Source organism: Mesorhizobium sp. KR1-2 (assembly GCF_040045035.1).
Classification (GTDB): domain Bacteria; phylum Pseudomonadota; class Alphaproteobacteria; order Rhizobiales; family Rhizobiaceae; genus Pseudaminobacter.
The window spans coordinates 1-6,116 of the sequence record NZ_JBDZDS010000024.1 but is presented as its reverse complement, the minus strand read 5'-3'; the positions used below and the strand labels follow the sequence as shown (position 1 = coordinate 6,116).

Below are 6,116 nucleotides of genomic sequence, written 5' to 3'. Positions count from 1 at the left end.
CGACGCCAGCGTCTGCTGCAGCTTCTCCACCGCGTCGTTGAAGTCGGCGCGCAGCTTGCTCAGCTTGTCCGGGAACGGCGCGTCGATGCGGTGCAGCAGGTCGCCATGCGCCAGCTTGTCGAGCCCCTCGCCGAGCGCCGCGATCGCCACCTGGTCCTGACGGTCTTCCTCGGCCTTGGCCGCAGCGGAAGCCGCCCGCTCCGCTTCCATGCGCTGGCGCGTCGCCTCGGCCTCTGCCTCGAGGCGGATCTTCTCGAGCGCCGCCTCCTTGAACGTCGCCACCGCCGCCGCCATCTGTCCGACCTCGTCGCGCCGCCCCACAGCCGGGATCGCCACCGTATGGTCGCCAGAAGCCAGCGCCCGCATCGCCCCCGTCATCCGGCTCACCGGACGCACAATCTGATGCGACAACCACCAGCCAATCAGAACCAAGATCAAAAGCGTCGCCGCCGCACCGCCAAGCTGGAGGTATTCAACAAACCGTGCCGCCTCGTTCTTCTGCCGCCCCACCTGCGCCAGCCAGCTGGAGATCTCGTTCTGCACATTCTCCACCGTCGCGCGCACGGCAGCCTCTGACTCGCTCGTGTGGTCGGAAACCGCAAGGTCGCGCGCCCGCTGCAACATGCTTGCATCGGCCGCCAGCTTGACGATCGAATCACCCACGTCGAGGCGCCACTTCCGGGCAGCGACGTGGAACTTGCCGATCGCCTCCAGCAGGCTGTCATTGCCCTGCGCCTCTTCCTTTGCGCTGGCAAGCCGCTCCTCGAACTTCTGCGTCGCATCGCGATAGCGCGTCAGGACCTCCGGCTTTTGTGCAAGCACATAGATGCGCGCCAGATTGAGCCGCTCCAGATGAAGCGCCTCGGCCTTGCTCAGGTCGGTCAGCAGGCGGGTTGCGCTCTCATAGTCCCTGCCAGCAGCTTCCATCGTGTCCAACGCCCGCATCAGCAGTAGCGCACCCACGACGCTGACGATGATGATGGCCGAAAAGCTCAGCATCAGCTTGCGCGTGAAGGTGAGGCCGAGGCCCCGCAAGCGCCAAGCCTGCCGCTTGGACGCGGTGGCAGGTGCGGGAAGTGATATAGCGGACGCGATGGAATTCATTGCATTTCCTTGCAGTAGCGATGACGAGACTTCGGACCTGCCTTCCCGCAGGACGCCGGGCTGTCAAACAAACACATGGGGGTCGCGAGCCGGCAGAATTGCCGCGAGAAATTCATGAGCCTGCATTTGGCCGGAATTAGCTGGCAAGAATTTTCTAAAAAATTTCCATGACTTTACTTTGCAATGTTGGATGCACGCAGGTTGGACTTGTCGCCTGCCATGGAACGATTAAATCGATGATTATTCATGAACACGCAGCGCTCCCTCTCACGATCCGCGCAAAAATCGCCGGATAGAATTAACATCTGCCAAATGGCCGCCGGCCTGCAGTCGCTCGACGATAGCCCTGCGCATAGTCGCGGCCATGCAATGGTGCCGCTTTGATCGGTATAGCTGCTGATCAAGGGCGGCTTTGCAGGCGTCAACCGCTGGTCCGCGCCGTTCAATGTGTGGAGAACACTTCCCTTTTGACCTTGATACTTCCATGTGAGTATGATGACGAAGCCCATTTGCCGCAGAAGGCGAACCTTCCCCCCGCCGCCGCGGCGATGATAGGAAGGGTTCTGGAGTTGAGGGACTGGTGGTGATTGCAAAGGGGAGCAGATGCGGTCTGAGGGTTGCGCTCGTCGCAGCCTGCATGCTCGTCCTGCAGACCGTTGTCGGCGCGCTGGCGCTCGGAACAGGTCCTGCCGAGCTCGACGCTTTCGGCAATCCGCTCTGCATCGCCAGCACCGACCACTCGGGTGCCGGCCCGAAGGGCAGCGATCATTCGAAACTGACGGATTGCTGCGCATTCGGCTGCAGCATGTTCGCTTCTGCTTTCGCGGCCCCTTCCGAGGGGACCGTCGAATTCCGGCTGCCGGTCGTTTCCGTCCCGCTGCCCGGTGAGTACAAGACCAGCTTTGCTCCTGTTCGGGACCATGATCCGGGCAATCCACGCGCTCCACCGCTGACGGCCTGATCGAACCGGCTGCCGCCTCTTGAGGCGCGCGTTGCCGCAATTTGTCCGTCATCAGCCGACCGTCAGCCCCTGCGACACCAGTCGGCCCAAGTTTGGAGCATTCCCATGCAGACCACTATCCGCGCCGCCGCGCGCGCAGTTGCGATTCCCCGGCCATTTCATCGCTTCCGTTCAGTCGAGCGCCTCGGCATAATCGGCTTCTCGCTGCTTCTCCTGTTCGCCATGACCCACGTTCTGTGGGCACACGAATTCAAGGCCGGCGACATCGAGATCATCCACCCATGGTCCCGCGCGGCTCCGGAAGGCGCCAAGGTCGCCGCCGGCTATCTCGTCCTCAAAAACAACGGCTCGTCGCCCGATCGGCTGATCTCGGTAACCGCGGAGATTGCCGGCAAGACCGAGATCCATGAAATGGCGGTCGATGCCAAGGGGGTCATGACCATGCGCCCCGTGGCCGGCGGGATCGAGGTGCCGGCCGGTGGCGAGGTCGAGCTGAAGCCGGGCTCCTTCCACATCATGTTCATGGACCTGAAGAAGCTCCCGAAACAGGGTGAGACATTTGCCGGCACGCTGACTTTCGAGAAGGCAGGCACCGTCAATGTCCGCTACTCGGTGGAAGGCATGAACGGCGGGACCGGTCACGACAGCCACGACAATCACGGAAGCAACGGCGGGTAGTATCCCGGCGCAAGCGGGGCGCAATTGAGCGCTGGCAGCCTTCGCGGCAGCCACGCCAAGGCGGCGGTGCGGCTTGTCATCGTGAGAGCACCGCGACCCGGCTCGGGAAATCGACCGGGCGCGGCGTGGCATGTGTTCGGATCGCTGTCTTCTGCAACATCTGCTTGCCGTTCTGCCAACGAACCCTGCTGACCGGTCCATTCGCCGGGTTGGTCTGCTTCACCGGAACCATGTGCCGGCTGGCATCGCGCTCGGCTGAGGCTCCCCAGAAATTTTCGGTCGCGCAAAACCGCGCGGCTGCCTCGAATGCGGATCGGCAGAACGCGCGGTCCGCGCAAACCCTGCCGGCGGGGGACGCCGGCTCGATACAAGGAGAAACCAATGTTCAAGAAGATGATCCTCGCGGGCGCAGTGTGCGCTATCGCTGGCCCGGCATTTGCCCATGTGACTCTGGAGAAGGCCGAGGCTCCGGTCTCGTCGACCTACAAGGCGGTCTTCCGCGTTCCGCACGGCTGCGCAGGCAAGCCGACCAATACCGTGCGTGTGCAGATCCCCGAAGGGGTGATTGCCGTCAAGCCCCAGCCGAAGCCCGGCTGGCAGCTCGAGAAGGTGCGCGGTGCCTACGCCAAGTCCTACGACTATTACGGCACGCAGATGAACGAGGGCGTCAAGGAAATCGTCTGGAGCGGCGGCAATCTCGGCGACGACGAGTATGACGAATTCGTGCTGCGCGGCTACCTTACGAGCGACCTGCCGGTCGGCGAGACGCTCTACTTCCCGGTTGTCCAGGAGTGTTCCGAAGGCGCTGCGGAGCGCTGGATCGAGATTCCGGCGGCCGGCCAGTCGAGCGACGACCTTGAGCTGCCCGCACCGGGCGTGAAGCTCCTGGAAAAGGCCGGCGGTCACTGATCGGCCAAGTTGGCGCGCTCCGGCGCGCCAACACCCACGACAGAAAGGCGGAAGAGGAAGGGCATGTCGAAGATCCTGGAGAAAATCCGCGACATCTTTTTGCAAGCTGCAAAAATCTGCGCCGTTGCAACGATTGTCTGGACGTGGCTTGCCGCGGCGGCCCTCGCTCACGCTTCCCTGGTTTCCACCTCTCCCGCGGACGGCGCGGTGGTCGATGCAGTGCCATCGCACTATTCGCTGACCTTTAACGAGCCCGTTTCGCCACTCAGCCTGAAGCTGGTGAAACCAGACGGCTCCTCTCTTCAACTGGACAGCTTCGCGCTGAAGGACAACACGCTCGAGATCGTTGCGCCAACTGACCTTGGCCACGGCACCTATGTTCTGAGCTGGCGTGTCGTGTCCGAAGACGGGCATCCCGTGGGAGGATCGGTCGTATTCTCGGTCGGCGAAGCGAGCGCCGCGCCACCGGTGGTTCGAGAACAGATCGACTGGACGGCGCGTGCTGGCCTGTGGGCCGGGAAGGTCGCTCTCTATATCGGCGTCTTCATTGGGGTGGGCGGCGCGTTTGCCATCGGCTGGCTGCTGCGCGGCTCGTCCGCCGGGCGCAGTATTGCCTTTGCCGCGCTTGCGATCGGGCTGGCCGGCGCGGTGGTGTCCCTCGGCTTTCAGGGGCTCGATGCGCTCGGGGCCCAGGTGCGGAGCTTGGCCGACCCGCTCATCTGGTCGACCGCAATGCGGACGAGTTTCGGCTGGACGGTCATCGTTGCGATCGCCGCCTTCGCATCTGCCGCCCTTGGTCTCGCCGGCAGGTCCCCGGTCTCGCGGGCGGCATCGCTCGCGGCCCTGATCCTCACCGGCGCCGCGCTGTCGCTCAGCGGCCATGCAAGTGCCGCCGAACCGCAATGGCTGATGCGGCCGGCGGTCTTCCTGCATGCAACGGCCATTGCCTTCTGGACCGGAGCGCTCATCCCGCTCGGCCTCGCCTTGAAGCGCGGAGGGCCTGAACCTGTGGTGGCGCTGCGACGGTTCTCGGCGGCGATACCCTATGCCGTCGCGGTTCTCGTCACGACCGGTCTCGTGCTGGCGACGGTGCAGCTCGAGCGGCCGGGCGCCTTGATCGAGACCGCCTATGGCCGGGTGTTTCTCATCAAGCTTGTCCTGCTCGTCGGGCTGTTCGTGCTGGCCGCCGTCAACCGCTGGACGCTTACCGGTCCGGCCCAGGCCGGCGACGGTTCCTCGACGCGGCGGCTGGTGCGCTCGATCGCCGCCGAAACGGCCATCGTGCTCCTGATTTTCACCGTTACCGCCTATTGGCGGTTCACCCCGCCGCCGCGCGCATTGGCGGTCGCAGCTGCCCAGCCGGCGAGCGTGCACATACACACCCTGAAGGCCATGGCCGACCTCACCATCGCACCGGGGCGCGCGGGAACGCCGGCCGAAGCCTCGATCGTGCTCATGACGGGCGATTTCGGCCCGCTGGATGCGAAGGAGGTGACGCTGGTTCTTTCCAATCCGGCGGCCGGCATCGAGCCGGTGCGCCGGCCGGCGCACAAGCCGGGCGACGGCACCTGGCGGGTCGACGGCCTGGTCATCCCCGTCGAGGGCACATGGACCTCGAGGATCGACATACTGGTCAACGACTTCGAGATCGTGCGCCTGCAGGGCGATATCCAGATCAGGCCCTGAGGCTCACTCGCAACAAGATGCAGTCCCGCACGCTGGCAGGCAAAATTGAACAGCCCGTACCTTGAATCTCGGGCGGCCCGAAGGAAACAGCTCGATTACCAGAACTCGCAGTCGCCGTCTGTGTCGGCGCTGTGCGGCTGGTCGGACGTCGCGCCGCGGAGGCGGTTGGCGAGGTCGGCGAGCGGGATGGCGGCGAGCGCCGGGCCGGCGTCGATCCGCCAGTTGGCGGGGGTAGCGGCGGCGAGATCGGCCAGCAGGCCGGCGAGCGAGCGCAGCGTCTGCTCGGTGAGGTCGAGACCCTGCAGGGCGCGCAGCGCGTCGGGATCGGTGCGCGCGGCCCCGGCCAGCGCGGCGGCGAGCGGCTGCAGGCGCTCGACGGCGGCGGCGCGCTCGGCAAGCTCGGCGCCGAGACGGTCGAGCAGCTCGGACAGGGACGCGGCGTCCGGGAGGGACGCGTCACTGGCGTCGGCCTGAGGGGCCTCGACCTGGCCGGCGGTGGCGGCCGCGGCGTTGGGGGTGTGGCTGGCGCTGGCGGACATGGCGGGACCTGGGGGTTTTCAGAAGAACTCGACGGCGCCGGTGTCGGCTTGCGGCGGCAGGCGGGCGGGCGGCGGGGTGGCGCCGGCGTCGGCGCCGGCGAGCAGGGCCTGGCGGACGCGGCCGGAGGCGGGCCAGTATTCGATGCGGCGGCCGCGGTCGCCGCCGAGGTCGCCGCCGACGACGGCGATGCCCTCGGTGCGCAGGAAGTCTTGCGCGAACTGGGCGTTGAGGGCGCCGA

Annotated in this window: 6 protein-coding genes and 1 pseudogene; 4 read left to right on the top strand and 3 right to left on the bottom strand. The window is 65.7% G+C overall.

Features of this window, described 5'->3' with window-relative positions; all coding sequences use genetic code 11:
• A partial coding sequence (locus tag ABLE85_RS23740; protein WP_348795172.1) for a HAMP domain-containing protein occupies positions 1-1,104 on the bottom strand: 1,104 nt, incomplete at its 3' end.
• Positions 1,105-1,741: 637 nt separating this feature from the next.
• Between ABLE85_RS23740 and ABLE85_RS23735 the strand changes: the two genes are divergently transcribed.
• The 4 genes from ABLE85_RS23735 to ABLE85_RS23720 all read left to right on the top strand — a co-directional run bounded on the left by ABLE85_RS23735 (position 1,742) and on the right by ABLE85_RS23720 (position 5,338).
• Positions 1,742-2,065, top strand: coding sequence for a hypothetical protein (locus tag ABLE85_RS23735; protein ID WP_348795171.1), 324 nt, complete (start codon positions 1,742-1,744; stop codon positions 2,063-2,065).
• 222 nt (positions 2,066-2,287) lie between these two features.
• Positions 2,288-2,743 carry a copper chaperone PCu(A)C gene (locus ABLE85_RS23730; protein WP_348795173.1) on the top strand — a complete coding sequence of 152 codons (456 nt, stop codon included), beginning with the start codon at positions 2,288-2,290 and terminating at the stop codon, positions 2,741-2,743.
• A gap of 381 nt (positions 2,744-3,124) precedes the next feature.
• Positions 3,125-3,652 carry a YcnI family protein gene (locus tag ABLE85_RS23725; protein WP_348795170.1) on the top strand — a complete coding sequence of 176 codons (528 nt, stop codon included), beginning with the start codon at positions 3,125-3,127 and terminating at the stop codon, positions 3,650-3,652.
• A gap of 63 nt (positions 3,653-3,715) precedes the next feature.
• Entirely contained in the window at positions 3,716-5,338 is a 1,623-nt protein-coding gene (locus ABLE85_RS23720) for a copper resistance protein CopC (RefSeq protein ID WP_348795169.1), read from the top strand.
• A gap of 95 nt (positions 5,339-5,433) precedes the next feature.
• Here ABLE85_RS23720 and ABLE85_RS23715 read toward each other — a convergent pair whose 3' ends face one another.
• Both ABLE85_RS23715 and ABLE85_RS23710 read right to left on the bottom strand, forming a co-directional pair.
• Positions 5,434-5,877: a hypothetical protein gene (locus ABLE85_RS23715; protein ID WP_348795168.1), complete on the bottom strand. Its 444-nt coding sequence runs from the start codon at positions 5,875-5,877 to the stop codon at positions 5,434-5,436.
• Between the two features lie 18 nt (positions 5,878-5,895).
• Positions 5,896-6,116, bottom strand: a pseudogene (locus ABLE85_RS23710) (chemotaxis protein CheD); the annotation flags it as partial.